Raw genomic sequence first — 842 nt, forward strand, 5'->3', positions numbered from 1 at the left:
GCTGATCAGCGACAGGCTGGTCTTCGCCGCGATCGTCCCGCCCGTCGCCGCGCCCGAGGTGATGGTCGTCGCGCCGGTGCCCGAACTCAGCGCTGCGAAGCTCAGCGGCCCGGCGGTGATCGCCAGGTTGCTGCCCGCCTTGACCGTACCCAGCGTCGCCGCCTTGGCGATCTTGAGCGTCGTGTTGCCGCCCGAGGTGAGCGACGTGTCGGTCAGGCTGTCCGCCGTGATCGCCAGCGCCCCGCCCGCCGTGGCGGTACCGAGCGTGGTCGCGCCGGTGCTGGTCAGCGTGAGGTCGGTGCCAGCGTTGAGCGTCGGTGCATCGATGGTCGCGCCCGTGAGCGCCAGCGTCGTGCCGCTGGTCGCGGCATTGAGCTTGATCGCGCCGGGGCTGGTCAGCGCAAGGCTGGAGCCAGCGGTGAACGTACCGCCGGTGATCGTGGCAGCGCTCGCCTGCGTCGCGCCGGTCGAGGCGAACGTGCCCGTCACCGCCAGCGAACCCGCGCCCGCCGTCACGCTGGCATTGCGACCGATCGTCGCGTCGCCGAGCACGACCGCGCCGCCGGAGGAATCCAGAGCAAGGTCGTTGCCCACCTTCAGCGTCGTGCCGCTGATGGGACCACCCGTCAGGCTAGCGTTGCCGCCCGTGGTCAGACCGGTGAAGGTCAGCTGGCTGGCCGTGACGGTCGCCGCTCCGCCCGCCGTGGCGGTGCCCAGCGTGGTCGCGCCCGTGCTGGTCAACGTGAGGTCGCTTCCGGCATTGAGCGTCGGCACGGCGATCGTGGTGCCGGACAACGCCAGCGTGGTGCCGCTGGTCGCGCTGTCGAGCTTCACCGCACCGG

General features: G+C 71.9%; 1 protein-coding gene. It reads right to left on the reverse strand.

Annotation, left to right across the window (positions count from 1 at the left end):
* A partial coding sequence (locus tag NL2_RS21500; protein ID WP_218006137.1) for a hypothetical protein occupies nt 1-741 on the reverse strand: 741 nt, incomplete at its 3' end.
* Nucleotides 742-842 lie beyond the last annotated feature (101 nt).

Source organism: Novosphingobium lentum NBRC 107847 (genome assembly GCF_001590965.1).
GTDB lineage: Bacteria > Pseudomonadota > Alphaproteobacteria > Sphingomonadales > Sphingomonadaceae > Novosphingobium > Novosphingobium lentum.